This is a genomic window from Halomarinibacterium sedimenti, from assembly GCF_019312585.1.
Taxonomy (GTDB): domain Bacteria; phylum Bacteroidota; class Bacteroidia; order Flavobacteriales; family Flavobacteriaceae; genus Halomarinibacterium; species Halomarinibacterium sedimenti.
In genome coordinates, this window is the sequence record NZ_JAHWDP010000003.1 from 318,418 (window position 1) to 344,039 (window position 25,622).

Sequence of the window (25,622 nt, forward strand, 5' to 3'; positions counted from 1 at the left end):
AGCATGAAACATAGTCTATCGCACCTTTTATTTAAGAATCCTTTAATTGTTGGGTTTTCAACGTTTATAATACTGCTTTTCACTTCACAATATATTGCTTATCAGAAGTTCCTAATTAATGAAAACGAGCAAAAAAAAGAAATAAACAATCAAGTAAATATAATTAAGGAGAAATTACAAGCAATAGTAATGTATAGTTATTCTTCTACCAGAACTCTTGGTTACATAATAGAAAGAAATGGAATACCTGATGATTTTGATACCATTGCAAGGGAATTATTAAAAGGACATAGTTACTTTGATGCAGTACAATTAGTAGATGGAGAGGGCTTTATTACACATGTGTATCCATTAAAAGGAAATGAAGTTATTGGTTATAATATTTTTACAAGTACTACAGCCAGTAGTGGTGCTCTTGAAACAATTGAAAGAAAAGACTTTTTTATTGCAGGTCCTGTTCGACTTAAACAAGGGGGTGTAGGAATAATTAGTAGATATCCTATTTATATCAATGGCAAATTCGAGGGTTTTTCAGCTGTTATTACGAAACTTTCAACTTTTTTAAATGATTTAAATATTAACACCTCTGAGGAAAATGATTTCTTGTATCAACTTTCAAGAGTCAATTTTGAAACGGGTGAAGAAGAATTTTTCTTAGAAAATGATATGTCTTCTTATAAATCCTATGCAGTACCCATAGAACTCACTTTTGGAGAATGGAAATTATACGTAATTCCACTACAAAAAAACATAAATACCGCGATTTGGTTTGCAATAATTGGTTTTTTAATGGCTATTATGCTCAGTTGGTCTGCTTGGTATTTTACTGGGCAATCTGAACGAATAAATAATTTAATAAATACCAAATTAGAAGAACAAGAATATGAATTAAATACAATCCATGAAACCACTAGAAAACAAATAGAAAAAAGTGAACTTCTATATAGAACCCTTACCTCATATGCACCAGTAGCTATTTTTAATACAAATGAAGAAGGTGAATGTACCTATGTAAATGAAGAGTGGATGAAATATTCGGGAATGGAATTTAATGAAGCGCTAAGGTATGGTTGGACTAATGCCATATATCCAGATGATAAAGATAGAGTTATGGACGAATGGCAAGAGGCTGTTTCAAATAACAGTGAATTTCAATCTGAATTTCGATTCCTCAATAAAAATGGAAAAATAACGTGGCTTTCAGCTAAAGCAACCAAACTTGTGGATAGTAATAATAACCTTCTTGGACATATTGGAATAGCGATTGACGTCTCTGAAAGAGTTAAAAATGAAAAAGAATTATTACATTTTAAAAGAGATTTAGAGAAATTAGTAAGTTTAAGAACCGATGAACTAAGTGAAAGTAAAGAGGCTTTATTAAACCTATTAGAAGATATGAATTTACAATCCATTGAACTTGAAAAGGAAAAGGTTAAAGCGCAATCGGCAGATTTAATGAAATCCGCTTTCTTGGCAACCATGTCGCATGAGTTGAGAACCCCTATGAATTCAATTATAGGATTTACAAGTCTACTATTGAAAGAATATGCAGGTCCTCTAAACCAAGAACAAGCGAAACAGTTGGCTATGGTAAAAAATAGTGGCCAACATTTACTGGGCTTAATAAACGACATTTTAGATATCTCGAAAATTGAAGCAGGAGAATTAACGGTTTCATTTCAAGAATTCGATTTTGTAGAATCTCTTACCGATATCATTGATTTTCTTTCCCCTCAGGCTATAAGTAAAAAGCTTGTAATAAAAACAGACCTACATAATGAAAAAGTTATTCTTAAAAGTGATAAAAGAAGAGTAGAACAAGTCTTATTAAACCTTATTTCCAACGCCATTAAATTTTCTGAAAAGGGAACTATTTTTATTAAAGTAAATTTAGTTGATTCTATGCTTTGCACGCAAGTGATTGATGAAGGGATTGGGATAAGTAAAGAAAATTTAGTTAAACTATTTGTACCATTCATTCAACTCAATGGGGGTCTTGCCCGAAGCCATGAAGGTACAGGATTAGGACTAGCTATTAGTAAGAATTTAATTGAAAAATTAGGAGGAACAATCAAAGTAGAAAGTGAATTAGGAAAAGGAAGTACTTTTACCTTTTGCTTGCCATTAGAGTTATAAAAAATCAATCCTATAAATCCCAAAACCAATGAAAACGAATATTTTAATTATTGAGGATAACGAGCATAACATGTATATGCTTTCATATCTTCTTGAAAAAAACGGATATCATGTTTTAAAGGCATATAGTGGGGTTGAAGGATTTCAAATGGCTCACGATCATAAGCCAGAAATTATTTTAATAGACATTCAATTACCCGATATGGATGGGTATGAAATATGTGTTAAATTAAGACATAATGGTATCCCAAAAAATACCACCATTATAACGGTTACTTCCTATGCAATGGGAGGTGATAGAGAAAAATCTTTAGAAGCTGGAGCAGATGGTTATATTGAGAAACCTATTAATCCTGATACTTTTATTTCCAAAATGGTTTCAATACATCGAAATAAAAATAAAAAGTGAAAGTATATATTTAACTTTCAATACCTTAGAGATCCCTAGTAGAATAATTACAATGGAAAGTTTCTTTAAATAATGTAATATCGATGCAAAATCTATAAAAGAAATTATTAATCAAAAGATTTCAAAGAGTTAAAAAAGGTATTATATTTGCACCCGCATTCAAGCAAATAGCTTGATGAGGCACTCAAGGAGAAATGGCAGAGTGGTCGAATGCGGCAGTCTTGAAAACTGTTGAGGGTCACACCTCCGGGGGTTCGAATCCCTCTTTCTCCGCAAAGTATCTAAAAGCTCAATTTCTAAATAGAAATTGAGCTTTTTTTTTGGATTGTCACAAATTAAATAATAAGAATACTAGGATATACTAAATTAGGTCAATTTACTAGTTAATAAATTGGATTAACCACGAAATTTAATTACAATCCATCTTCCAAGTCCATCAGGTCCGGCATCTGCATCATATACAAGATCTATAAATCCTTCACCGCTTATAGACAATTGTGAGGTCGCAGCTGTTTTAATTCTATTCTTTGGTTGTGCCAATAGACTATCTTCCAATATGGAAATTCCAGAAGTTTCAGAAAAATATAAAGCAACATGCCTCCCATCTACTCCATCTGTTATGCCCGAAATGTTGGTTCCTAACATATAACCATATACTCTAATAAATGTAGCTCTAGAATTATATGCTCCAGGAGCCAATCCTAAGTCTAGATTTTGAATAGTGCCTCCCTGTAATGGGCCAAGATTAAAGTCACCCACTGTTCCAGATACTGGAGCCGTGTTTAAACTATTATCGGTAATTATCAAATTAGCTCCCAGTGCTGTCTTGTTTAATGTTCTTGTAGTAGTTTGCCCAGCTAAGGTAATTTCATTTGTATCCCCTACCGATAAATTAGTAATTCGCACTGTACCAGCCACCTCTAATGTAGCCTGTGGGTTGTTTGTGCCAATCCCCACTTGAGAAATAGAGTGTATTGTTGAACAAAAAACCATCGCGAATATAATTTGTGATTTTTTCATAACTAATCGTGTATTGAAATTAATATCCATCGTTGACTATTACCATCGTATATTAACTCTACACTACCCCTTCCAGCTAGTGTTTCAGAGCTTGCTAATACTTTAATTCTGTTTTGAGGTAATGATCCTAGGCTTTTAGGATCTGACTCATCTAGAAATACAATATTATTTGTTACCGAATTATAAAAAAATATATGTTGTCCATCCACTCCATCTTCGATTCCAGTAATCTTAATATTGGATGGGAGCCCTGTAACATTCAAAACTATCTTACCTTCATTAATTTCTCCAGTCCCTAATTGTAAATTCACATTATGCGCTAGATTTCCACCAACGGTGATTATTCCAGACAAATCTATATCTCCTATACCATAATAGATACTTCTACTTAACTCTAATTTATTATTTTCTAGAGTTAAATTATTATCTAAGTTTAATATGGTAAGATTCCCCAAGTCATCTGCCCCAACTAAAGATGTAGAATTGTCTATTAAACTATAACCCTCCACTATTAAGTCTCCTATTATATGCAAATCTTCCTGAGGATCTGTAGTGCCAATCCCAACTTGTGCATGACTTACTTGTAGCACAAAATAAAATAATACTATAATTGCTAATTTCATTTTGCAAAAATTTAAAGTGAACACCTTATTTATCCTCGCAGATTTACTAAGATCCATTTTTGAATGGATGCATCATAAATGAACTCTGCCATACCAATATTATTTATACTCACATTCGCACCACTTCCTGTAATAATTTGATTTTCTAAATCACTGTCAGAATCTAAATTATAAAATGTTACGCTTTGGTTTTGTGAGTTAAAATAATATACAATTCGACCATCATATCCCCCACTAAAGCCTGTTACAGAATAACCTGCTGTTTCTCCAGTAAATCTAATTACAGCTCTATCACTATTAATATTTCCGAGGCCAATATCATAATTATTATATTGACTAATTCCACTAGTTAATGACTGGTCAACATCACCAATTAGAAATATATTAGGATCAACCGTTTCTGTTACTTCTAATGTGCCTTCAGTAATGACGAAGGCATCTCCTAATTCAAAGTCTCTTGCACCGCCATTCTCTAATATTCCAACTAATCTTGTTGAAGTAACCGTTAGATTAGGCTCAAACATAAAATTACCATTAACATGTAAGGTCGCTAAGGGATTTGTAGTGTTTATTCCAACCCCTTGCGCGTGTAAAATACATATGGGAATAATTACGATTATATGTAGAAAATATTTCATTATAGTGCTAATTTCTACAACAAACCTATAGGAATATTATTACAACAAAAAGTGATTTTGAAATTTTTTATCGCCAAATTACACATAACTTCGACGAAATACACAATTATTTTTAATCACACCAATTTTTGATAGTAAATTCAGGTTAATTTGTTTTAAAATTTAAAAAAAAAACATTGGTGCGGCATATAATTGTACTAAGGATATGGAAATTAGAATTTTATAGTTTTTACATCTACTAGATTTTAATATTTTATATTTGACCTTAATAAAATCAATATGAGGAAAATTCTACTTATTAATTTTTTATTACTCTTTTCCATAAATATCTTTTCACAAGATTATAAACCCCTTTTGGATACTTATAACGAATGGAATGTACGGTTTTGTTACGAAGGTTTATGTGATACTGATTTATATTACACCAATGGAGATACTATTGTTGATGGTATGAGCTTTAAAGTTCTTGATGGATACCATTATATATCTAGAGGATTCCTATTACGGGAAGACATAAATTCTAAAAAAGTGTATTTAAAGGCTATTTTACCCAACGGAGTATATGACTATTTACTATACGATTTCTCTCTAGAAGTAGGAGACTCTATCGATATGAAAAACCCCATTACCCCTTTTCCAGAAGATGCAGGCTATTTTAAAGTAGATTCTATTATACCACGTCCATTAGTCGATGGAAACACCTATGACCATTTTTACTTTTCTCCTGCAGCATCTAACAACGTAAGTACCAATAATGCTATTTGGGTTGAAGGCGTTGGATCGCTATCTATTATTACGGCTCCAAGTGGGGATCCAGACATTGACGGGGTAGGTCGAGTCGCTTGCGTATTTAAAAATGGTGAATCCTATTATTCAGATTTAGATATTATTGATGAATGTGAGCCTTTTTTCATTCTCGATACTCCTAATTATATCACCCAAAAGAATTCCATTAAAGCAATAAAAACTTCTGAAAAAAATATATTCCAAATAATAAATATCGAACGCTTTTCGACTATTGAACTTTATGATTTAAAAGGTGTTCATTTAAACACTTTTGAAAATAATAGTCAACATTCAATCCAATTAAATGTTTCAAATTATCCTTCTGGCATCTATTTGCTTATTTTAAATTCCTCGATAAATAGAAAGCAAACTCTTAAAATTGTAATAGAATAAGAACATAACTTTTCGTTTACCGTTTAAATCTTCTAATAATCAACCCCAAAGGCTTATCATACGTAAAATAGCTCAACATCCAGCCTAAAAATGCCACTACCTTGTTTCTAAATCCTACCAAAGACATAATATGAATAAACATCCACACCAACCAGGCAAAAGTGCCTTGAAATTTCCAATTAGGTAAATCTACAACGGCCTTCCTTCTACCTATTGTGGCCATCGTTCCTTTGTCTTTATACGTAAAAGGTTTAAAAGTTTTTCCTTTTATTCCAGCCAAAATATTTTTAGCCAAATGTTTTCCTTGCTGCTGTGCCACAGGAGCTAACATAGGTAATCCCATGGGATTTTCAGTAGTTACAAAAGCTGCTACATCGCCAATAGCATAAACATCCTTTGCATCTAAAACTTGATTAAACTCATTTACAGAAATTCTATTTCCCCCTATTATGGAAGCACTAGGTAATCCATCAATAGGAGCTCCTTTTACCCCAGCTGTCCAAATTACAGTATCTGTAGAAAAGGTAGTATTGTTTGGAAGTAATAACTCACTTCCGTCATATCCATTTACGCGCGTGTTTAAAAAAACATTCACCCCCAAATCCTTTAAATACTCATAACTTTTTTTGGAAGAATCTTCAGACATAGCACCTAACAGTTTCTCTCCTGCTTCATAAAGATTGATATTCATTTTTGAAGTGTCTAACTCTGGAAAATCCTTCGGAATAACATAACGTTTCATTTCGGCCAAGGCACCTGCCAATTCAATACCTGCAGGCCCTCCTCCCACAATGGCAATATTCAGAACTTCAGGCAAATCTTGAGTGTCGTTTGAAAGTGCTTTTTCAAGATTCTGAAACAAAAAACTTCGAATGTCTAAAGCATCGGGAATGGACTTTAACGTGAGTAATTTATCCTTGATGGGTTCAAAATTGAAAAAATTATTTTGAGCACCCGTAGCCATAATTAAATAATCATAGGTAATCTCTCCTATTGAAGTAATTATCTTTTTTTCAGAAGTAACAACAGAATTCACTTTTGCCATTCTAAACCTTACATTCTTGTAGTTTCTAAAAATCCGCCGAACAGGATAAGCAATGCTATAAGGCTCCAAACCTCCCGTAGCAATTTGATACATTAGGGGTTGAAAATTGTGAAAGTTATTTTGATCTATTAATAAAACTTCAACAGGTTTATTTTTGAAATATTTTGCCATCGCGATACCGCCAAACCCTGCACCAATTATGACAATTTTAGGAAGTGTACTTTTCATGGACTTAACTTAAATAGGAATCTTAAATACTTCTATAAAGGTAAATGAATTAAAGTTTTTGAAATAAAAAAGGCCCGATAAAATCGGACCTTTAAAACCTAGTAATTGAGGTTTAGTTTTTTATAAATTTCTTACTTCCAAGAATCTTATTATTATCCATAACCACAATGTTGTAAATCCCAGTTGCTAAAGAACTAATGTTAAGGTATCCTCTTTCAAAAGCAGCACCATCTACCATTAAGGCTCTTCCTTGCATATCAATTACTTTAATGGTATATGCCTCGCCGTCTTCACTAGCGATATTGATAATATCTGTAGCTGGATTAGGGTACAATGCAATAGTATTGGTATTGAAGTCATTTATTCCAAGAGGTGCAGATGGCAATTCAACAAGTCCACCAGCAGCACCTGTAGAAACCCAAAGACCAAATGCTGGACCATTACTATTATTAGATGGATCTAAGAACCCTGATGCTACCACCACTAATGCAGCTCCATTTAATCCTAATGTTGCTAAAGGCGCACCATAAGCGGCTACTCCAGATCCTCCTGCAGCATTAACTTGTAACACATAGTCTGCAGTTGGTAACTCTAAATAACCTGCATATTCAGAATATGAAATGTTTTCAACCAAATATCCTGCTCCCACACCAGTTTCTAAAACATCAACGGCAGGTGCATCAGTAGAACCATGATACACTAACACATCTGTATTAGCACCATCTGTTGCAACTTCACGACCCATATCGTATACAGCTAATCCAAATGCTGGAGCTGGGTCATAGCCTGTTGCACTAACAATACCCGTAGCAATAACTACATAAGTTTCACCATCTGCTAACGTTACAGGGAACGTAGCAATGGCATCACCTGATCCTGTACTATTTGAAGGAGCAATTCCAATAATAACTTCGACATCTGCTGGAAAATCTATGTATCCAGTCTCGGTTCTGAATGCAAAATCGTCTACAGCAAGAGCGTCATCTAAATAAACGTCAACTACTGCTGCGGCAGCATCTGCAGAATTGTGTATTACATTTACACGTGCTTGAGAAATAGCAATTTGCACTGTGGCAAAGGCCAAAAAAGTAAAGAGTAATTTTTTCATAATTTTTTTGTTTAATGTTTTCGATTCAAACTTAAACAAAATATTTTTAAACTTGTATTTAACCATAATTAATTAATAAATATTTAACGATTTAAAGATTTTAATACATTGATTTAGTTATTGTTAGTAGATAAACATATTAAACGATATAGATTTTATATTTTTTTTAGGAAAGCCAGAATCAAGTATATGTATATTTATACCTTAATCTTTTGAAAAAATGAAAAACATCTATTTTTTACTTTTTACACTTGGTTTAATTTCTTGTAATTCGGCACAATCAAATTACACTGTTACCAAGAACATGTCCCGAGTGGATTACGCAAATACAATTACCGCCGAAGACCTAAAAACACATCTTTACAAATTTGCCGATGATAAAATGCAAGGAAGGATGACAGGAGAACCTGGTCAAAAAATGGCAGCAGAATACCTAAAAAACTTTTATGTTTCTGAAGGAATTGCCTCACCCTATGAAAACGACAATTACTATCAAGACATACCTGCAGCGTACTTTAGCAGAAAAAAAGATGCAAAACCTTCTGAAAATGTGGTGGCCTTTATAAAGGGCTCAGAAAAACCAAACGAAATTATCGTCCTCTCTGCACATTACGACCATGTTGGAATGCACGATGGTGAAATTTACAATGGTGCAGATGATGATGGAAGTGGTACAGTTTCTATGTTGGAAATTGCACAAGCTTTTCAAAAGGCAGTGAAGGATGGAAATGGTCCTAAACGCTCCATTCTATTCTTACACGTGACTGGGGAAGAAATAGGGCTGTATGGTTCAAAATACTATACCGAAAATCCTATTTTTCCTTTAGAAAATACCGTTTGTAATTTAAATACGGATATGATTGGAAGAATTGATCCCGATAAAAAAGACAATCCTAACTACATTTATCTTATTGGAAGCGACAAACTTAGTCAAGAACTGCACGATGTGTCTGAAATGATTAATAAAGAATATATTAATCTTGAACTGGATTACACTTTTAATGATGAAAACGACCCTAATCGTTTTTACTATCGAAGTGATCACTATAACTTTGCTAAAAATAACATTCCCATCATTTTCTATTTTAATGGAGTGCATGAAGACTACCACAAACCAACCGATACGCCAGACAAAATTGAATATGAACTCATGGCAAAACGCGCGCAGTTAATATTTCAAACGGCTTGGGAAGTAGCTAATAGAGAAGGCAGAATTACAGCGGATAAGTTATAATAAAAGAATAACGACATTATTAAAAGAACGTCTTATTAGCAAGGCGTTTTTTTTATTGAAACCATTCCTACAAAACACCCTAAACAAAAAAAGCTTCTCATTTCTAAGAAGCTTTGTATTTTTGGGTGGAAGACCGGGTTCGAACCGGCGACCTCTTGAACCACAATCAAGCGCTCTAACCAACTGAGCTACAACCACCATATTAAATTTCGCTAAATAAGAGGGTGCAAATATAATTCAATTTGCAACTATCTACAATAGTTTTAAAAAATTAAATTAAATCTTCTAGAGTATTTACTGCGACAGGTCTTTCAACGGTAAATCCTTCAGCATACTCGGTACCAATAAGACGTCCTAAATTCTGATTCCGGTAACTCAAGCTATCCATAGTGTTTTTTGAAGAAATAGGTGTTTCGGGTTCGTTACTCTCTTCATCGTAAAACTGACTTTTATAAGCAAATACAGCTTCTAATTTCTTCTCCATAAATCCAGTTACGTCAACCACAAAATCGGGTGTTAATTCATTCCATTGAATATAATGATACACATGTTTTGGTCGCCACGCCCCTTGATTATTTCCTTCATGGTAGGTTTCAATTTTTCGTAGCCCACTCAAGAAGCAAGCGTCACTTACCAATTTACTCCCTTTTCCGTGATCAATGTGCCTGTCGTCTATGGCATTACACAATACAATTTCTGGACGATACTTTCTTATTATTTTTACAACCTCCAATTGTGTAACGAGGTTATTTTCAAAAAAACCATCTGCAAATTCCAAATTATGCCTCATGGAGACTCCTAAAATCTTCGCTGCATCTTGAGCTTCCTTATCTCGAATTTCGGCACTGCCTCTTGTCCCAAGTTCTCCCCTTGTTAAATCCAAAATCCCAACTTTTTTACCAAACGAAATTTCTTTGGCAAGGGTAGCACCACAACTCATTTCAACATCATCGGGATGTGCACCTATAGCTAAAATATCTAACTTCATACTTTTTGTATTTGTTTTTTTGCAACCGCTTCAAAAGCTTGTTCTAAATCGGCTATTAAATCATGTTTATCTTCAATCCCCACTGAAAAACGCAACAAACCCTCTGCAATCCCTTGGCGCTTCCTTTCTTCAGCAGATAACAATGCATGCGACGTTTTCGAAGGAGAAAGTATGGTGGACTCAACGCCTGCCAAACTCATAGATTGTTTAATCATCAGCAGTTTTTCCATAAAAGCCTGTGGATTTATGGAAGGTACTAATTCAAAAGAAAGCATTCCTGTAAAACCATACATTTGTCGCCTTGCAATTTTATAATCTGGATGTGATTTTAATCCTGGATAATAAACTTTTGAAACTAGAGGGTGTTCATCTAACCACTTTGCCATCTTTTTTGCGTTTCGGTTTTGTGCTTTTACACGTATCCCCATCGTTTTAATACTTCGCTCCAACAACCACACAGTATAATCGCTTAAACTTCCACCTAAGTTTTTACCCAAATTCCAGATTTTGTCCATATGTTCTTTCGATGCTGCCACTGTGCCTGCGCAAATATCACTATGCCCACCCATATATTTTGTAGCACTATGAATAATGATGTCAATACCAAAATCGGCTGGATTCTGATTAATTGGCGAAGCAAATGTATTATCAATCATAGAAACTAATTGATGCTTTTTCGCAAGTTTGGAAATCATTTCCAAATCGGTAATCAGCATCAAAGGATTACTTGGTGTTTCTACATAGATCACTTTGGTATTCGGCTTTATTTTTGAAGCAAAATCGGCTTCCGAAAAACCATCGGTAAAATCGAATTCAATATTATATTTCGGAAATTCTTCCACCATGAAATTATACGCACCCCCGTAAATCGTTTTTTGAACCACCACATGGTCTCCACTTTGCAAAAAGGCTAATAAAGCTGTACTCACAGCGGCCATTCCACTTCCAAAAATCATTCCTGCTTCACAATGCTCCAAAGCGGCTATTTTCTTCCCTAACGCCTCTTGATTAGGGGTGTTAAAATATCGTGGATAGCGCTTAATATCCACATTTTCATAGGCGTAAGAGCTAGACATGTATAATGGAGAAATGGCTCCTTTAAATTGTTCGTCTTTAATTTCGCCGACGTGCGTACAAATAGTATTGACCCCTATTTTTTTTGATTTCATGAGTGCGACTTTTAGTGAGTTAAAAGTATAAAATCCTATTCAGGTTTGCTATCTTTGAACGATGAAACTTTTGTTAATAAACATAAAAGAACTGCTTCAAGTTCGTGAAAATCCTCCTTCTAAAGTTAGTGGTAAGGAGATGAACCACCTCCCTACTCTTAAAAATGCGTGGTTGCTTATAAAAGACAAAAAGATTGAAGATTTTGGTAGTATGGATGTTCCTCCTAAGGGAAAATTTACTCAAATTTTAGATTGCACGGGGCGCATAGTTCTTCCCACTTGGTGTGACAGTCATACGCATATTGTTTATGCGGGAAATCGAGAGCAGGAATTTGTGGATAGAATCAACGGACTCACCTACCAAGAAATAGCCGAAAAAGGCGGTGGTATTGTGAACAGTGCCAAAAAACTACAACAAACATCTGAAAAAGAACTATTTCGTCAATCAGCAGAGCGCTTGGAAGAAGTAATTTATATGGGTACAGGAGCCATCGAAATTAAAAGTGGTTATGGACTTACAACCAAATCCGAATTAAAAATGCTTCGCGTGGCGAAAAAACTGGCAAAAAAATATCCCATCGATATAAAAACTACTTTTTTAGGAGCGCATGCATTACCCACCGAATTTAAAAATAATAAAGATGGGTATCTTGAGTTAATTTGCAACGAGATGCTTCCGAAGATTGCAGAAGAAAAGCTAGCCGATTATATCGACATCTTTTGTGAAGAAGGCTATTTTTCGGTAGCCGATACGGAACGCATCCTTTCCGAAGGATCAAAATATGGGCTTATCCCAAAAATTCATGTCAATCAGTTTAATGCGATTGGTGGTGTGGCAGCGGGAGTAAAACACAAGGCTTTGAGTGTGGATCATCTCGAATTACTTACCGATGAAGACATCAAAGCTCTTCAAAATTCGGAAACCATTCCCGTAGCTTTACCAGGTTGTTCCTTCTTTTTAAGCATTCCGTATACGCCGGGTAGACACATTATTGACGCTGGACTTCCCTTAGCCTTAGCAACCGATTTTAACCCGGGCTCCTCCCCTTCGGGCAATATGAATTTTGTCGTGGCTGCCGCTTGTATTAAAATGAAGCTCACTCCCGAAGAAGCTATTAACGGAGCAACTATTAATGGTGCCTACGCCATGGGGTTAAGTGAAACTCACGGAAGTATTACCAAAGGAAAAGCCGCCAGTGTGATCATTACGGAAGAAATTCCGTCGTATAGTTTTTTACCGTATTCGTTTGGGACAGATTACATCAATCAAGTAATTCTTAACGGAAGATTGTTATGAGTTTGGTCAAGTTTTACTCGAAAGAAGATATTTTAAAGTTAGTCCGAAAGCGTGAAGGGGAAAGCAAATTTGGCGAAGGGTTGACTACCGTTTCCCATTGGGAAAATTTACATGAACTTTCTGCAAAATATGTGCTGGTAGGCATTCCCGAAGACATTGGGGTGCGTGCGAATTATGGAAACCCCGGAACGGCGCAAGCTTGGGAAGCTGCCTTAACGGTACTTTGCAATATTCAGAAGAATGAGTTTACCAAAGTGCAACATTTAGCCGTGTTAGGGGAAGTAGATTGTGAGCCTGAGATGAAAAGCGCTTCCCGACTTTCTTCAAAAGAAGAAAATTATGTGCAAAAATTAGGTGAGTTGGTGGAAGCCATTGACGAAAAAGTGGCAACGGTGGTTGAAAAAATACTGAATACTGGAAAATTCCCAATCATTATTGGTGGAGGTCATAACAATAGCTACGGAAATTTAAAAGGAGCGTATAAAGCCTTCGGAAAGGCCATAAATTGTTTAAATTTTGATGCTCATACCGATTTTCGAGCTTTGGAGCATCGCCATAGTGGTAACGGATTTTCCTATGCTTTTGAAGAAGGATATTTAGATCGCTATTACACCTTTGGCTTGCATCGCAATTATACATCCCAATTTGTTTTTGACAGGTTAAAATTACATTCAGAAAGAATTCAATTTAACTTATTCGAGGACATTGAAATTAATAACACTATCCCCTATTCTGAAGCTGTAAAAACTGCTGAAAATTTTGTGACAAAAGCGCCCTTTGGACTGGAATTGGATTTAGATGCGATTGAAGATATGGGCAGTAGCGCTATGACACCTGGAGGATATTCTATAAACGATGCCCGAAAATTTATCACCCATTTTTCAAAAAAAGAACACTGTGTGTATCTTCATATTTGTGAAGGTGCACCCGGCCTAGGAAGTTTTCCTGCGCAGGTAGGAAAAACCATTTCCTTTTTAATTTCAGATGTGATTGCTTAAAAAACACCCTTAAGATTATGCAGAAACAATTAATAGAATGTGTCCCAAATATTAGCGAAGGACGCGATGCGGCAAAAATTAAAGCTATTTCAGAGATTGTAAAAACCGTTGAAGGTGTAACATTGTTGGATGTCGACCCTGGAAAAGCTACAAATAGAACGGTTATTACTTTTGTGGGACCACCCGAACCTGTGATTGAAGCTGCTTTCCGACTCATTAAAAAAGCATCCGAGTTAATTGATATGAGCAAACATAGCGGAGCACATCCTCGTTTTGGCGCGACTGATGTATGTCCGTTAGTACCCATATCCAATATCACTTTGGAAGAAACGGCAAAATACGCCCATACATTAGGGGAACGCGTTGGAAAAGAACTGGGCATCCCTGGATATTTTTACGAAAAAGCCGCCACCGAAGAAAAACGAAAAAACCTTGCCAATTGCCGCTCTGGCGAATATGAAGGATTGGCAAAAAAATTGGTTGACCCACAATGGAAACCCGATTTTGGTCCCGCAGAATTTAGTGATAAAGTGGCTAAAACCGGAGCTACCGCCATTTCGGCAAGAGATTTTTTAATTGCTTATAATGTAAATTTAAATTCCACCTCTACCCGAAGAGCCAATGCCATTGCATTTGATATTAGAGAAGCGGGACGAACTAAAAGAGAAGGCAATCCTATTACGGGAAAACCTGTTTTAGATGAAAATGGCGAGCCAGTTCGGATTCCAGGAAAATTAAAAGCTGTAAAAGGAATTGGCTGGTATATTGAAGAGTATGGAATAGCACAAATTTCTTATAATCTTACCAATATTTCCATCACTTCTATGCACGAAGTTTTTGATGAAACTTGCAAAGCGGCCATCGACCGAGGTTTGCGTGTAACAGGTTCCGAATTGGTAGGGTTGGTACCATTAAAAGCTATGCTAGATGCCGCCGATTACTTTTTGGTGAAGCAGGAACGCTCCTTGGGAATTTCAGAAAAAGAAAAAATAAAGATTGCCATTAAATCTTTGGGACTGGACGATTTAAAACCCTTTAACCCAGATGAGCGCATTATAGAATATTTGCTAAAAGATGATGCCAAAAAACTTATTGATTTTAAACTGGACGACTTTGCCGATGAAACGGCTGGCGAATCCATGGCGCCAGGAGGAGGATCTATTAGTGCATATGTAGGCGCACTTGGAGTTTCGCTTGGAACCATGGTTGCGAATTTATCGGCACACAAAGCTGGATGGGACGATAGATGGGAATTCTTTTCGCAATGGGCAGAAAAAGGACAAGCCTACAAGCAAAAATTACTGTTTTTGGTAGATGAAGACACGAACGCTTTTAATAAAATTATTGACGGTTTTAGAATGCCAAAAGGCAGTGAAAAAGAAATTGAAGCACGTAAAAAAGCCATTGAAGAAGCTACCAAATATGCCACCGAAATTCCGTTTCAAGTGATGGAAACTTCGTATCAATCGATGGAAGTAGCAAAGGCCATGCTTCAGGATGGGTTGCAAAGCTCCTTATCTGATGCTGGTGTTGGAATCCTTTGTGCAAGAGCTGCAGTCGTGGGTGCTTATTTTAATGTCCGCATTAATGCTAAGGACATAAAAGACCGAGTATTTGCCGACGAAATTCTTTCAAAAGCAAGAACCATTTATGAAAGTACCTTAAAAATTGAACAAGAAACCATTGCATTAATTGATAGCAAAATGTAGTATGGCCGTAGAAATTGTTTCTTTTCAGCAAAAATATGCACAAGCCTTTTTCGATTTAAATTTGGAATGGCTAGAAAAACATTTTTATGTTGAAGATTTCGACCTAGAAGTATTGAGTAAACCCCAACAGTATATTTTAAACCGTGGAGGACATATCTTTTTTGCTATTGAAAACGAAACTGTTTTGGGAACTGTTGCATTGATGCCTCACAATGAAGACTTTTTTGAGCTTACCAAAATGGCAGTTTTGCCCGAAGCTCGCGGAAAAAAAATTGGCCAGCAATTAATGCAGTATTGTATCGATTTTGCTAAGGAAAATAAACTCAATTTAATGTTGTATTCCAATACTAAACTGGAAAATGCTATTTATATTTATAGAAAATATGGCTTTTTGGAAATACCTGTAGAAGCCAATAGCCCCTATAAACGAAGTAATATTAAAATGATTCTTACTCTATAAGCATTCCGTATCTTTGAAATTCATTAGGGATATTGAATCCCTTACAACAAACCCCATCCCATGAAAAACATAGAGCAAATTTTTAAGAACAACCAACAATGGGTAGCGGAAAAGCTGAACGTAGATAAAAACTACTTCAAAAATTTATCCAAAGGGCAAAATCCAGATATACTATATATAGGCTGTAGCGATAGTCGTGTTTCGGCAGAAGAATTGATGGGTATTGCGCCTGGAGATGCTTTTGTACATAGAAACATTGCCAATATGGTGCCTAATACCGATTTAAGTTCGATGTCTGTTATAGATTATGCCGTATTGCATTTAAAGGTAAATCACGTAGTGGTTTGTGGACATTATTACTGTGGTGGGGTAAAGGCCGCGATGCAAAGCAAGGATTTGGGAATATTAAATCCTTGGCTACGGAATATACGCGATGTGTATCGTACCCATCGTGTGGAACTAAATGCCATAACCGATGAAGAACAACGCTACAAGCGCCTCGTAGAACTAAATGTACAAGAGCAATGTATTAATGTGATAAAAACCGCCGAAGTACAACGCGCATACCGTAACAGAGGTATTACGGTACACGGATGGGTGTTTGATGTTCATACAGGAAGGCTCATCGATTTAAAAATAGATTTTCCGAAAGTCCTTGAAAATGTTATGGAAATTTACCGATTAAAATAATTTATAGTAAAATTGCCCAATGGAAGTCCCTATCATCGTCAAACAAGAACTAAATGCTTCAGCAAAAGAAGTCTGGGAAGCTATTACAGCCATTGATAAAATGCGCCAATGGTATTTTGAAAACATTCCAGATTTTAAACCTGAAGTAGGTTTTGAAACTTCCTTTTTAATTGAAAATGAGGGAAGAAAATTTACTCATCAATGGAAAATAACTGAAGTGGAGCCGCTCAAAAATATAACTTACGAATGGCGATTTAAGGAATATCCTAGCATTCTAGGTGTCGTTACTTTTTCAATTTCTGAAAAAGAAAACAAAACCCTTCTTAAAGTTACCAATCAGGGAATTGAAACCTGGCCAAACAACGTTCCAGAATTTACTCGAGAAAGTTGTCAAGGAGGATGGGAATATTTTATAAATCAAAACTTGAAAAACTATATTAATGAATTATAAAAAGGATCCTTTTCAAAAAGGTATTATTACACTAGCATTATTTCTAGTAGCCGTTTCGGTTGGGGCACAAATTAGTGGACAACTCTATCAAGATGGCTATCCCTACCCCTTGGTGAAAATTTATTTTGATGATGTAAAGCCCAAAGTGAGTAGTGATTTTGATGGAAATTTTTCGTTAAAAATTCCGCAGGATTCCATCCCCAATACCCTAGTGTTAAGCTATAACGGTATTAACCTTCATATTGTTAATTGCCCATTGGAGGCTACGGCAAAACTAGATTTGGGAAAAGTTATTCTTCCCAAATACAAACAACTTACTGAAGAAGAATACAAACACCTAAAACGTAAAGAGCGAAAAGAATGTCGCCCTTTATATCAAGGGAGTACCCTTATGGGCTACGAAAGCAATCATCAACTAGAATCTACTATTTTACAACTTCACTGCAAAGAAGGAGAAGGTGTGCCTTATACCTATGATAGAAAACAAAATGTATTTACTATTACTTGGGAGGATTTTGCCGCGTGTAAGTAACGGAAATTTATAGTATATAAAAAAAGCACCCAACGGGTGCTTTTTTTATAATTGAAACTAATTTTTATTTCTCTATATTTTTTTCAAAATCCGATAGTTTTGAATCATTTTCATCAAATTTCTTTTCAGCCTTATCTATAGAGGCTTCCAACTTTTTAATTTGAGCTTCGGCCTTCACAATTTTAGCTTCTTTAGCGGCAATTTCTTCTTTAGTTAAAGTACCCTCTTCTTTCGCAGCATCTAATTTTGCTCTAGCAGCAGCCACTTTAGCATTGGCATTTTCTACCATTGCTTTTCTGTTATCAAGGCTCTTTCTTCTATTGCTAATACTCGCTTTTGTTGCAGAAACTTTTTCATTTTTAATAGCAACTGTTGGCTTTCCTTTATTTACTTGGGTATCTGCCTTTGGCTTTTCATTAGTGTTAATTTCAGCAATGTTAGATTTACTGTCTTTAGCAACTTCTTCTTTTACAGCATTCTGGTTAGCCTTTTTTAGCTCTTTCATTTTTTCCTTCATCTCCTCCTTTAACCTCGTTTGCTCTTTAGGGTCTTTTGTCGCTCTAATTTTTTTAGAATAACTAGATTCCAAATTTTTCATTTCTTCTTCTACATTACTCCCTTTATTAGCACCATCCTTCTCAATTTGATCCGGCTTCCCTTTAACGGTGGTTCCTGATTCTTTTAAAGCAGCTTTGTTTGCATCTACTTTTTCATCAAAATCACTTTTCTGATCTTTAACTTTATCTGCAGATTTGATGCTACTTTTAGTCTCTTTTTTAACTTCTTTTGCTTTATCTTGAGCATGTAAGGTGGTTAATCCTAATGTTAGGAAAAACACAAATACTATCTTTATTGTATTACTTTTCATATTTAAAATTTTAGATTTTTTGATTTAAATTATATGCTGTCTAATTCTTTAAGGGTTTCTTCTAATTCATCTGCATTAGTTTCTACCTCTTCAGAAATAGTCTCTAGTTCAGTTTCAATGTTTTCAACCTCTTCAATGGCTGCGTTTAATTCGGCTTCTTCTTTTGCAGTGTCTCTACAAGAGATAAAGGCTACAAAAAATAATGCCAATAAGATTTTTGTTGCAAGTTTCATAGTTTTTTAGTTACGGTATATGGTTCAAATCTACAACATTAAAAGGATTTATAATAAAAAACATACCCCTCTATTTTCATTTAGAAAAAACGAGAGGTATGCTCAACAGCTAACTAAACAACCAAACAAATAATCAAACTATTTTGCCTGATTACTTCTATAACAGTTTAAAAACCATTTTCCCTACCTAAATTCTACAATTTTTTGTTTTTGAAGGATGGTAAAAAATACGAAAGCGTATCTTTGCACTTTTAAAAGGTAAAATAGAAAATGAAGATTTCTTACAACTGGCTCAAAAAGTTCATAAAAGTTAATCAAAGCCCTGAGGAGACAGGCGAATTACTTACCGATTTAGGTCTTGAAATTGAAGGAATTGAAGCATTTACCTCTGTCCCTGGCGGATTGGAAGGTATTGTTGTAGGTCATGTCTTAGAATGTATTCAACATCCCGATGCAGATAGGCTAAAACTTACCAAAGTAGATGTGGGTAATGGAACGCCTTTACAAATTGTGTGTGGCGCACCCAATGTTGCCGTGGGCCAAAAAGTACCTGTGGCAACTATAGGGACTACCTTATACGATGCCGACAAGAATCCTTGGACCATAAAAAAAGGAAAAATACGAGGGGAAGAAAGTCAAGGAATGATTTGTGCCGAAGACGAATTACATATAGGTACCAGTCACGATGGGATTATGGTTTTGGATGCGCAACTTAAACCTGGCACCCTATTTTCGGAAGTGATTGGCATTGAAAACGACCATATTTTTGAAATTGGACTTACGCCCAACCGCGCCGATGCCATGAGCCATTGGGGGGTAGCAAGAGATTTACGAGCTGGTTTGCTTCAAAATGGTGTTTCACTAGAATTAATCACCCCATCCACAAGTAGTTTTCACGTAAATAATCGTTCTTTAAAGATAGATGTTTCGGTTGAAAACAATGAATTAGCTCCTCGCTATTGTGGGGTTACTATAAAAAATTTAAAAGTGGCAGCCTCCCCTACTTGGCTTCAAAACAGATTAAAATCTATTGGTTTATCGCCTATCAATAACGTTGTAGATATTACCAATTACATTCTTCACGAATTAGGACAACCGCTTCATGCCTTCGATGCCAGTAAAATAAATGGAGGAAAAGTGATTGTAAAAACCCTCCCAGAAGGAACTTTATTTACAACCCTAGACGGGGTAGAGCGCAAACTTGACAAAGAAGACCTTATGATTTGCGACACCGAAAAACCCATGTGCATTGCAGGAGTTTTTGGAGGTATCGATAGTGGTGTGACGGAAACGACCACGAGTATCTTTTTAGAAAGTGCGTATTTTAACCCCATAAGCGTTAGAAAGACAGCGAAACGTCACGGATTAAATACCGATGCTTCCTTCCGATTTGAAAGAGGAATAGACCCCAATATTACAGAATACGCACTCATGGTTGCTGCTATAATGATGGAAGAAATTGCAGGGGGAGAAATTAGTAGCGATGTAGTGGATATTTATCCCAAAAAAATTGAAGACCATCAGGTTTTCTTGAGCTATGAAAATACAGCACGTTTAATTGGTGAGGAAATCCCGAAAGAAACTATTAAGCAAATACTTACATCGCTTGAAATAAAGATTAACAACGTTACCGAAACAGGTATAGGAATCACCATTCCAGCCTACAGAAACGATGTTACCCGCGAAGCAGATGTAATAGAAGAAGTGTTGCGTGTGTATGGTTATAACCGAATTAAAACCTCCACAAAACTGAATGCTTCCATGGCTTCGGTGAAACGAATTGAAGACTACAAAGTTCAGGATAAGGTGGGTGGTCAATTAACGGCATTAGGGTTTCACGAAATGCTCAATAATTCGCTCACCAACGAAGCCTATTACAAACACACCCAAACCTTACGCCCAGAGCATTCGGTTAAAATGCTGAATCCGCTGAGTAAAGATTTGGAGATTTTACGCCAGTCGATGTTGTTTGGCGGATTGGAATCTTTGGCATTTAATGCCAACCGAAGAATTGAAAACATCAAACTTTTCGAGTTTGGGAAAACCTATCATCAATTTCCAAACAATCGAGAGGAACACAAACACCTTTCGCTTATTGTTTCGGGAAATAAAACGACTGATACTTGGGCGTTCCCTTCGCAAAAGACTAGTTTCTTTTATTTAAAAGGCGTTGTACAATCCATTTTGCAGGGGCTTGGGATTTCAGGTTATGTTGAAAGTGATGTAAAAAATGATATTTTTTCGGAAGGAATTTTGCTTCAAAAAAATAAGAAGCTATTGGTGGAATTCGGAATTGTTTCAAAAAAGATTGCCAAGCATTTTAGTATTGAAACCGAATTGCTGTACGCAGATTTCCATTGGGACCAAGTACTACAAGAGCTTACAGGGAATAATGTGCAGGTAACCAATATTCCAAAATTCCCAAAAGTGAAACGAGATTTTGCCTTATTGCTGGATGATGAAGTGCGTTTCGAAAACTTAAAATTGGCTGCCTTGCAAACCGAAAAGCACTTACTAAAAGAAGTCTCTTTGTTTGATGTGTACACGGGTAAAAATCTTCCGAAGGGTAAAAAGAGCTACGCGCTTAGTTTTACCATTCAGGATGAGAACAAAACACTTACCGACAAGCAGATTGACAAAATCATGGCAAAGCTTCAGCAAACATTTGAAAAAGAATTTGGCGCGACTTTACGATAAACATATCCTATGAAAAGAATATATACAGGACCTTCCCTAGTGGCCAAAAGATTGATTGCCGAATTGAATGAAATTGGTATCCAACCGGTAGAGCGAAATGATTTAAACAGCGCCTCTATAGCTGGATTTGCGGGTGCCGTACCCGACCAAACGCAGCTTTTTATTCGTGAAGATGAATACGAACAAGCATCTGCCATAATTACTGCTTTTAATGAAAATAACAGCTAATCTTCTCAAGCCAAAAACAACCCTATTTTTATAAAAGTTAGCTAAAAACTAACCTGTGTTAACTAAAAACTAACCTCTGTTAGCCAAAAACTAACTTGTGTTAACTAAAAACTAACTCGGGTTAGCTAAAAACTAACTTTTGGGAAGATGTACTTGACGGCTCTTACCTAATAGCAAATAAAACAGGGTAATTTGTATATTTGAAATAGCGGTTGCGGGATATTGATAATAAATGGGATTAAATAACAAGTTCGTCACCAATTTGAAAAATGAGCAAAATAGAAAATAAAAATCTATATCCATACGAGGAAACGCCTGTTTTGAAACACTACTCTGAATTTGATAGTGTTTATGTTGGACTTCTGCCGTTTTTCAAACTTGACAAAGAACATTGTGATACTAATAGTTCTAAAAAAGTAATCTCAATTGAAGAAGCTAGAGAAAAGGACGAGATTATTGAAAAAATTGGAAATCACTTAAATGTAACAATATATTCTTCCAATGAATGCTATCCAACCGATGAAGAAATATCACAAAACGGAAAAAAAGTAACTTGGAAAGAAATAATTCAAAACACAAAGCTGAATGACAATAAAGATATGAATAAAGCTTTAATGACTTCAATTGGGGCTTTTAAAAAGAAATTACAACGAGAAGACTTATTGGACATTTTAAATCAATATTCGGACAAGAACAATATTTGGCATCCTTCAGAAGGTGCATTTGACTTTTTCACTAAATCGTCAATTTTTGAAATTTTAAAGTCAAATGGAATTTCTAAAGTAGATGTAGAGGACGAATTTTATGAAAACAAAAAAACAATTAACCTGAATGAATTAACTCAAAATGATTTCTGCGAGAAAATTGACTTTAAGGATTATTACATTTATGACAATAACCAATCAATACTCTTTGCTATCAGTTGGGACTATTTCTTCTTTTTTATTGCAATAAATGAAAGAGTGTTTTCAAAAGAATCAATCGAAACCAAGTTTGAAGGATTTTGGGCAGACGAAAAGAGCAGTCATTTATGGACTTGGGAAGAAGGAGAAATTGACAGATTATTGAATGATAAAACGGAAATAAAAAAGAAAAAAACTAGTGGTAACACTGGTTATAATCCAGGACTCACAAAATCCCAAACCAAAAATAATCGCAAATTTAACCCGTAACTAACGGTTATAGGAGACTGTTGGCAAACAATTGACCAAATCGAGAAAATGCAGGAAATAATCAAAAACCGAATTCCAATTCACGTTGATTTAGCACCAAATCGGAACGAAGTTTATTCTGGAATTTGCTTAAAATCGAATGAAAATATCTTTGTGTTTATATGCTTTAATGACGAGACGAAAGAATATGATGGTTTTGCAGTTATTAGAAATTTTGAAATTGATAAATATCGAGAATGGGATAACGAAGAATTAAGTGAAATAAAAAATAACAATTACTCCGAATTTATCGGAAAACTTCCACTCGAAAAAATGAACAATATGTTTGAATGTTTATCAGGACTGGAAAACGAAGAATTAATCGCAATATTTACAGAAACTGATGATGATTCATATTTTGTCGGACAAATTAAAAATCTAACGGAAAACGAAGTGGAACTAAAATTAATGAGTGAAGATGCGGAATGGGTTGAAAATGAGAAAATAAAAATTAACGAAATAACTTATATTGGATTTAGAACCAGTATTGAAAAAGAGTTGCTAAAGAAAAACGGTTTACAACAACCCTATAAGTCATTGTAGCAGAATTTCATTATATTGACTCAGTAATCTAAAAACAACACATGGAAAATAGTTGGGTCCTCGGTATAGCAATACTACTCTTTTTAGTTTTCCTTTTTCTTTTTTGGAAGATCACAGCAAGTGATGCCAAAAAGGAATATGGTTCCAAAATGTGGAATCAGTGGACTACTAGATTATACTATTGGCAAGCGGCCATCTTATATAGCGTTGGAGGTACCGTAATCACCATGTACCTATTAAAGTGGGTAAATATTCTGGCTTTTTAAAAGGCTAAGAAAAAACACTACACCCCTACCGAGTACATTTTCTCGCGTAATTCTTTAATCTTTTTATCGCTCATATAATCGTCAAAGGTCATATAGCGATCGATTACTCCGTTAGGTGTTAATTCAATCACACGAGTTCCAACAGTTTGCGCAAACTCGTGGTCATGGGTCGTTAGCAATACCGTACCCTTAAAGTTTTTAAGGGAGTTGTTAAATGCGGTAATCGACTCTAGATCTAAGTGGTTGGTGGGCTCATCGAGCATCACAACGTTAGCACGCATCATCATCATACGGCTTAGCATACAACGTACTTTTTCACCTCCAGAAAGCACACTACATTTTTTTAAGGCTTCTTCCCCACTAAAGAGCATTTTACCTAGAAATCCGCGGATGTATACTTCCTCTTTTTCTTCTTCGGTTTTTGCCCATTGGCGTAACCAATCCACGAGGTTCATTTCGCTGGTAAAGAAATCACTGTTGTCTAACGGTAAATAGCTTTGGTTGGTAGTAACCCCCCATTGAAAACTTCCAGAATCCGGTTTTTGATTTCCGTTGATGATTTCATAAAAAGCCGTGGTAGCACGCGAATCTTTCGAATAGATGACCACCTTATCCCCTTTTGCCAAGTTAACATCAATATTCTGAAATACCACTTCCCCATCAATACTTGCTGAAAGATTTTCCACATTAAAAATCTGGTCTCCTGCTTCGCGCTCTCTTTCAAAAATAATGGCAGGATAACGTCGGCTGGAAGGTTTAATGTCGGAAACATTCAGCTTATCAATCATCTTCTTTCTACTAGTGGCTTGCTTCGATTTGGCAACGTTGGCAGAGAATCTTCTAATAAACTCTTCCAATTCTTTCTTCTTTTCCTCGGCTTTTTTGTTTTGCTGCGCACGTTGACGGGCTGCTAACTGGCTACTCTCATACCAAAAGGTGTAGTTTCCGCTATAATGATTTATTTTTCCGAAGTCGATATCGCTAATATGCGTACATACGGCGTCTAAAAAGTGACGGTCGTGCGATACCACAATCACACAGTTATCGTAGTTTGCCAAAAAGTTTTCTAACCACGAAATGGTTTCGTAATCCAAATCGTTGGTAGGCTCATCCATAATTAACACATCTGGATTTCCAAAAAGCGCTTGTGCCAACAGGACACGTACTTTTTGCTTACCGTCAAGGTCCTTCATTAAGGTGTAATGCAACTCTTCTTTGATCCCAAGATTCGAAAGCATGGCAGCTGCATCGCTGTCTGCGTTCCAACCGTTCATTTCTTCAAAAGCTACTTGAAGCTCGCCTATTTTATCTGCATTTTCGTCGCTGTAGTCCTCGTATAGTTTATCGATTTGAGATTTTATGTTGTACAGTTCTTTGTTTCCACGTACGACGGTGTCCAACACTTGAAAATCATCAAAAGCATTGTGATCTTGTTCTAAAACCGACATCCGTTTTCCTGGTTCTAGGTGAACATGTCCAGAGGTTGGATCTTGTTTTCCTGCAATTATTTTCAGAAAAGTAGATTTTCCAGCACCATTAGCGCCTATAATTCCGTAGCAATTGCCTTGCACAAATTGCGTGTTAACCTCATCAAACAGAATACGTTTGCCAAATTGAACCGATAAATTGGAAACTGATAACATAAGTGAAAAATTAAAATTT

At 35.7% G+C, this 25,622-nt stretch carries 26 protein-coding genes and 2 tRNA genes; 17 read left to right on the forward strand and 11 right to left on the reverse strand.

All coding sequences use genetic code 11. The annotated features are described in order from the left end of the window. Nucleotides 1-3: 3 nt before the first annotated feature. The 3 genes from KXJ69_RS08665 to KXJ69_RS08675 all read left to right on the forward strand — a co-directional run bounded on the left by KXJ69_RS08665 (nucleotide 4) and on the right by KXJ69_RS08675 (nucleotide 2,818). The gene (locus KXJ69_RS08665; protein ID WP_219052677.1) at nucleotides 4-2,136 is read left to right on the forward strand and encodes a sensor histidine kinase; all 2,133 of its coding nucleotides are present in this window, start codon (nucleotides 4-6) and stop codon (nucleotides 2,134-2,136) included. 28 nt (nucleotides 2,137-2,164) lie between these two features. Further along, nucleotides 2,165-2,545 (forward strand): response regulator, encoded by a 381-nt coding sequence (locus KXJ69_RS08670; RefSeq protein ID WP_219052679.1) that lies wholly within the window; start codon nucleotides 2,165-2,167, stop codon nucleotides 2,543-2,545. Between the two features lie 188 nt (nucleotides 2,546-2,733). Beyond that, nucleotides 2,734-2,818: transfer RNA gene (locus KXJ69_RS08675), tRNA-Ser, on the forward strand. A 123-nt stretch (nucleotides 2,819-2,941) separates the two neighbouring features. Here the strand turns inward: KXJ69_RS08675 and KXJ69_RS08680 are convergent. The 3 genes from KXJ69_RS08680 to KXJ69_RS08690 are packed head-to-tail and all read right to left on the reverse strand — an operon-like array spanning nucleotide 2,942 to nucleotide 4,826. Continuing rightward, nucleotides 2,942-3,565, reverse strand: coding sequence for a hypothetical protein (locus tag KXJ69_RS08680; protein ID WP_219052680.1), 624 nt, complete (start codon nucleotides 3,563-3,565; stop codon nucleotides 2,942-2,944). A gap of 2 nt (nucleotides 3,566-3,567) precedes the next feature. After that, complete coding sequence (locus KXJ69_RS08685; RefSeq protein WP_219052682.1) at nucleotides 3,568-4,188, reverse strand: hypothetical protein; 621 nt, start codon at nucleotides 4,186-4,188, stop codon at nucleotides 3,568-3,570. A 29-nt stretch (nucleotides 4,189-4,217) separates the two neighbouring features. Continuing rightward, complete coding sequence (locus KXJ69_RS08690; protein ID WP_219052684.1) at nucleotides 4,218-4,826, reverse strand: hypothetical protein; 609 nt, start codon at nucleotides 4,824-4,826, stop codon at nucleotides 4,218-4,220. A gap of 279 nt (nucleotides 4,827-5,105) precedes the next feature. Between KXJ69_RS08690 and KXJ69_RS08695 the strand changes: the two genes are divergently transcribed. Continuing rightward, complete coding sequence (locus KXJ69_RS08695) at nucleotides 5,106-6,005, forward strand: T9SS type A sorting domain-containing protein (protein ID WP_219052687.1); 900 nt, start codon at nucleotides 5,106-5,108, stop codon at nucleotides 6,003-6,005. A 16-nt stretch (nucleotides 6,006-6,021) separates the two neighbouring features. Here the strand turns inward: KXJ69_RS08695 and KXJ69_RS08700 are convergent, their stop codons facing one another. Continuing rightward, nucleotides 6,022-7,278 carry an NAD(P)/FAD-dependent oxidoreductase gene (locus KXJ69_RS08700; protein ID WP_219052689.1) on the reverse strand — a complete coding sequence of 419 codons (1,257 nt, stop codon included), beginning with the start codon at nucleotides 7,276-7,278 and terminating at the stop codon, nucleotides 6,022-6,024. Nucleotides 7,279-7,390: 112 nt separating this feature from the next. Next, entirely contained in the window at nucleotides 7,391-8,386 is a 996-nt protein-coding gene (locus KXJ69_RS08705) for a T9SS type A sorting domain-containing protein (RefSeq protein WP_219052691.1), read from the reverse strand. Between the two features lie 220 nt (nucleotides 8,387-8,606). Between KXJ69_RS08705 and KXJ69_RS08710 the strand changes: the two genes are divergently transcribed. Further along, the gene (locus KXJ69_RS08710; RefSeq protein WP_219052693.1) at nucleotides 8,607-9,620 is read left to right on the forward strand and encodes a M28 family metallopeptidase; all 1,014 of its coding nucleotides are present in this window, start codon (nucleotides 8,607-8,609) and stop codon (nucleotides 9,618-9,620) included. 123 nt (nucleotides 9,621-9,743) lie between these two features. Here KXJ69_RS08710 and KXJ69_RS08715 read toward each other — a convergent pair. The 3 genes from KXJ69_RS08715 to KXJ69_RS08725 form a co-directional block, all read right to left on the reverse strand. Beyond that, a tRNA-His gene (locus KXJ69_RS08715) sits at nucleotides 9,744-9,819 on the reverse strand. Nucleotides 9,820-9,891: 72 nt separating this feature from the next. Then, a complete protein-coding gene (gene bshB1, locus KXJ69_RS08720) occupies nucleotides 9,892-10,608 on the reverse strand; it encodes a bacillithiol biosynthesis deacetylase BshB1 (protein WP_219052695.1) in 717 nt (238 codons plus the stop codon). Continuing rightward, entirely contained in the window at nucleotides 10,605-11,777 is a 1,173-nt protein-coding gene (locus KXJ69_RS08725; protein ID WP_219052697.1) for a trans-sulfuration enzyme family protein, read from the reverse strand. Before KXJ69_RS08725 ends, bshB1 begins: the two co-directional genes overlap by 4 nt. A 61-nt stretch (nucleotides 11,778-11,838) precedes the next feature. On the opposite strand from KXJ69_RS08725, the gene hutI reads away from it, so the two are divergent. The 7 genes from hutI to KXJ69_RS08760 are packed head-to-tail and all read left to right on the forward strand — an operon-like array spanning nucleotide 11,839 to nucleotide 17,914. Further along, entirely contained in the window at nucleotides 11,839-13,074 is a 1,236-nt protein-coding gene (gene hutI, locus KXJ69_RS08730) for an imidazolonepropionase (RefSeq protein WP_219052699.1), read from the forward strand. Beyond that, nucleotides 13,071-14,072 carry a formimidoylglutamase gene (locus KXJ69_RS08735; RefSeq protein WP_219052701.1) on the forward strand — a complete coding sequence of 334 codons (1,002 nt, stop codon included), beginning with the start codon at nucleotides 13,071-13,073 and terminating at the stop codon, nucleotides 14,070-14,072. Before hutI ends, KXJ69_RS08735 begins: the two co-directional genes overlap by 4 nt. 17 nt (nucleotides 14,073-14,089) lie before the next feature. Next, the gene (ftcD, locus tag KXJ69_RS08740; RefSeq protein ID WP_219052703.1) at nucleotides 14,090-15,781 is read left to right on the forward strand and encodes a glutamate formimidoyltransferase; all 1,692 of its coding nucleotides are present in this window, start codon (nucleotides 14,090-14,092) and stop codon (nucleotides 15,779-15,781) included. A gap of 1 nt (nucleotide 15,782) precedes the next feature. Further along, on the forward strand, nucleotides 15,783-16,241 hold the full coding sequence (locus tag KXJ69_RS08745; RefSeq protein WP_219052705.1) for a GNAT family N-acetyltransferase: 459 nt from the start codon (nucleotides 15,783-15,785) through the stop codon (nucleotides 16,239-16,241). 60 nt (nucleotides 16,242-16,301) lie between these two features. Further along, nucleotides 16,302-16,931, forward strand: coding sequence for a carbonic anhydrase (locus KXJ69_RS08750; protein ID WP_219052707.1), 630 nt, complete (start codon nucleotides 16,302-16,304; stop codon nucleotides 16,929-16,931). Between the two features lie 19 nt (nucleotides 16,932-16,950). Then, nucleotides 16,951-17,382 carry an SRPBCC family protein gene (locus KXJ69_RS08755; RefSeq protein WP_219052709.1) on the forward strand — a complete coding sequence of 144 codons (432 nt, stop codon included), beginning with the start codon at nucleotides 16,951-16,953 and terminating at the stop codon, nucleotides 17,380-17,382. Further along, entirely contained in the window at nucleotides 17,372-17,914 is a 543-nt protein-coding gene (locus KXJ69_RS08760) for a hypothetical protein (RefSeq protein ID WP_219052711.1), read from the forward strand. Before KXJ69_RS08755 ends, KXJ69_RS08760 begins: the two co-directional genes overlap by 11 nt. A gap of 64 nt (nucleotides 17,915-17,978) precedes the next feature. Here KXJ69_RS08760 and KXJ69_RS08765 read toward each other — a convergent pair whose 3' ends face one another. Next, nucleotides 17,979-18,782 carry a hypothetical protein gene (locus tag KXJ69_RS08765; protein WP_219052713.1) on the reverse strand — a complete coding sequence of 268 codons (804 nt, stop codon included), beginning with the start codon at nucleotides 18,780-18,782 and terminating at the stop codon, nucleotides 17,979-17,981. Between the two features lie 29 nt (nucleotides 18,783-18,811). Next, nucleotides 18,812-19,015: a hypothetical protein gene (locus KXJ69_RS08770; RefSeq protein WP_219052714.1), complete on the reverse strand. Its 204-nt coding sequence runs from the start codon at nucleotides 19,013-19,015 to the stop codon at nucleotides 18,812-18,814. A 270-nt stretch (nucleotides 19,016-19,285) separates the two neighbouring features. Here KXJ69_RS08770 and pheT point away from each other — a divergent pair, with 270 nt between their 5' ends. The 5 genes from pheT (at nucleotide 19,286) to KXJ69_RS08795 (ending at nucleotide 23,960) form a co-directional block, all read left to right on the forward strand. Then, a complete protein-coding gene (gene pheT, locus KXJ69_RS08775) occupies nucleotides 19,286-21,712 on the forward strand; it encodes a phenylalanine--tRNA ligase subunit beta (RefSeq protein ID WP_219052715.1) in 2,427 nt (808 codons plus the stop codon). A 9-nt stretch (nucleotides 21,713-21,721) separates the two neighbouring features. Further along, nucleotides 21,722-21,940, forward strand: a complete 219-nt coding sequence (locus tag KXJ69_RS08780; RefSeq protein WP_219052716.1) for a putative signal transducing protein — start codon at nucleotides 21,722-21,724, stop codon at nucleotides 21,938-21,940. Nucleotides 21,941-22,209: 269 nt separating this feature from the next. After that, a complete protein-coding gene (locus KXJ69_RS08785; RefSeq protein WP_219052717.1) occupies nucleotides 22,210-23,112 on the forward strand; it encodes a DUF2711 family protein in 903 nt (300 codons plus the stop codon). 48 nt (nucleotides 23,113-23,160) lie between these two features. After that, the gene (locus tag KXJ69_RS08790; RefSeq protein WP_219052718.1) at nucleotides 23,161-23,694 is read left to right on the forward strand and encodes a hypothetical protein; all 534 of its coding nucleotides are present in this window, start codon (nucleotides 23,161-23,163) and stop codon (nucleotides 23,692-23,694) included. Nucleotides 23,695-23,735: 41 nt separating this feature from the next. Then, nucleotides 23,736-23,960 carry a hypothetical protein gene (locus KXJ69_RS08795; protein ID WP_219052966.1) on the forward strand — a complete coding sequence of 75 codons (225 nt, stop codon included), beginning with the start codon at nucleotides 23,736-23,738 and terminating at the stop codon, nucleotides 23,958-23,960. Nucleotides 23,961-23,977: 17 nt separating this feature from the next. Here the strand turns inward: KXJ69_RS08795 and KXJ69_RS08800 are convergent, their stop codons facing one another. Continuing rightward, on the reverse strand, nucleotides 23,978-25,603 hold the full coding sequence (locus KXJ69_RS08800; protein ID WP_219052719.1) for an ABC-F family ATP-binding cassette domain-containing protein: 1,626 nt from the start codon (nucleotides 25,601-25,603) through the stop codon (nucleotides 23,978-23,980). Nucleotides 25,604-25,622: the final 19 nt, after the last annotated feature.

Bases quoted from the DNA above. Each gene is read 5' to 3' on its own strand.
- KXJ69_RS08770 (WP_219052714.1), bottom strand. From the start codon at position 19,015: ATGAAACTTGCAACAAAAATCTTATTGGCATTATTTTTTGTAGCCTTT.
- KXJ69_RS08725 (WP_219052697.1), bottom strand. From the start codon at position 11,777: ATGAAATCAAAAAAAATAGGGGTCAATACTATTTGTACGCACGTCGGC.
- KXJ69_RS08665 (WP_219052677.1), top strand. From the start codon at position 4: ATGAAACATAGTCTATCGCACCTTTTATTTAAGAATCCTTTAATTGTT.
- KXJ69_RS08745 (WP_219052705.1), top strand. From the start codon at position 15,783: ATGGCCGTAGAAATTGTTTCTTTTCAGCAAAAATATGCACAAGCCTTT.
- KXJ69_RS08790 (WP_219052718.1), top strand. From the start codon at position 23,161: ATGCAGGAAATAATCAAAAACCGAATTCCAATTCACGTTGATTTAGCA.
- KXJ69_RS08795 (WP_219052966.1), top strand. From the start codon at position 23,736: ATGGAAAATAGTTGGGTCCTCGGTATAGCAATACTACTCTTTTTAGTT.
- KXJ69_RS08690 (WP_219052684.1), bottom strand. From the start codon at position 4,826: ATGAAATATTTTCTACATATAATCGTAATTATTCCCATATGTATTTTA.
- KXJ69_RS08765 (WP_219052713.1), bottom strand. From the start codon at position 18,782: ATGAAAAGTAATACAATAAAGATAGTATTTGTGTTTTTCCTAACATTA.
- KXJ69_RS08710 (WP_219052693.1), top strand. From the start codon at position 8,607: ATGAAAAACATCTATTTTTTACTTTTTACACTTGGTTTAATTTCTTGT.
- KXJ69_RS08685 (WP_219052682.1), bottom strand. From the start codon at position 4,188: ATGAAATTAGCAATTATAGTATTATTTTATTTTGTGCTACAAGTAAGT.
- bshB1 (WP_219052695.1), bottom strand. From the start codon at position 10,608: ATGAAGTTAGATATTTTAGCTATAGGTGCACATCCCGATGATGTTGAA.
- KXJ69_RS08695 (WP_219052687.1), top strand. From the start codon at position 5,106: ATGAGGAAAATTCTACTTATTAATTTTTTATTACTCTTTTCCATAAAT.
- KXJ69_RS08735 (WP_219052701.1), top strand. From the start codon at position 13,071: ATGAGTTTGGTCAAGTTTTACTCGAAAGAAGATATTTTAAAGTTAGTC.
- KXJ69_RS08760 (WP_219052711.1), top strand. From the start codon at position 17,372: ATGAATTATAAAAAGGATCCTTTTCAAAAAGGTATTATTACACTAGCA.
- KXJ69_RS08780 (WP_219052716.1), top strand. From the start codon at position 21,722: ATGAAAAGAATATATACAGGACCTTCCCTAGTGGCCAAAAGATTGATT.
- ftcD (WP_219052703.1), top strand. From the start codon at position 14,090: ATGCAGAAACAATTAATAGAATGTGTCCCAAATATTAGCGAAGGACGC.
- KXJ69_RS08680 (WP_219052680.1), bottom strand. From the start codon at position 3,565: ATGAAAAAATCACAAATTATATTCGCGATGGTTTTTTGTTCAACAATA.
- pheT (WP_219052715.1), top strand. From the start codon at position 19,286: ATGAAGATTTCTTACAACTGGCTCAAAAAGTTCATAAAAGTTAATCAA.
- KXJ69_RS08705 (WP_219052691.1), bottom strand. From the start codon at position 8,386: ATGAAAAAATTACTCTTTACTTTTTTGGCCTTTGCCACAGTGCAAATT.
- KXJ69_RS08755 (WP_219052709.1), top strand. From the start codon at position 16,951: ATGGAAGTCCCTATCATCGTCAAACAAGAACTAAATGCTTCAGCAAAA.
- KXJ69_RS08750 (WP_219052707.1), top strand. From the start codon at position 16,302: ATGAAAAACATAGAGCAAATTTTTAAGAACAACCAACAATGGGTAGCG.
- KXJ69_RS08800 (WP_219052719.1), bottom strand. From the start codon at position 25,603: ATGTTATCAGTTTCCAATTTATCGGTTCAATTTGGCAAACGTATTCTG.
- hutI (WP_219052699.1), top strand. From the start codon at position 11,839: ATGAAACTTTTGTTAATAAACATAAAAGAACTGCTTCAAGTTCGTGAA.
- KXJ69_RS08785 (WP_219052717.1), top strand. From the start codon at position 22,210: ATGAGCAAAATAGAAAATAAAAATCTATATCCATACGAGGAAACGCCT.
- KXJ69_RS08700 (WP_219052689.1), bottom strand. From the start codon at position 7,278: ATGAAAAGTACACTTCCTAAAATTGTCATAATTGGTGCAGGGTTTGGC.
- KXJ69_RS08670 (WP_219052679.1), top strand. From the start codon at position 2,165: ATGAAAACGAATATTTTAATTATTGAGGATAACGAGCATAACATGTAT.